Origin of the sequence: Methylobacterium sp. J-070, assembly GCF_022829385.1 — a bacterium.
In the GTDB taxonomy this organism is placed as follows: Bacteria; Pseudomonadota; Alphaproteobacteria; order Rhizobiales; family Beijerinckiaceae; genus Methylobacterium.
Genome location: NZ_JAKSXX010000003.1, coordinates 1 through 309 on the forward strand (window position 1 = coordinate 1; position 309 = coordinate 309).

Annotated in this window: 1 protein-coding gene; it reads left to right on the forward strand. The window is 68.0% G+C overall.

Features of this window, described 5'->3' with window-relative positions:
• A partial coding sequence (locus tag MKL01_RS00015) for an SOS response-associated peptidase family protein (protein ID WP_243903202.1) occupies window positions 1-309 on the forward strand: 309 nt, incomplete at both ends.

Sequence of the window (309 nt, forward strand, 5' to 3'; positions counted from 1 at the left end):
CACGAACGTGCGCAACACTGCCTCGCCGTACAGGCGACGCGGGCTGGTGCCCGCACACCGCTGCCTCGTGCCATTCACGAGCTTCAGCGAGAACGAGAAGGCCGCGGACGGCTCGCGCCCGCCCGTGTGGTTCGCCCTGACCGAGGATCGGCCCCTCACCTGCTTCGCGGGTATCCTGGTCGAGGGCTGGCAGAGCGTGCGGAAGGTGAAGGACGGCGAGACGACCGACGACCTGTATGCCTTCCTGACGACCGAGCCGAACGCCGAAGTCGGTGCGGTTCACCCGAAGGCGATGCCGGTGATCCTCAC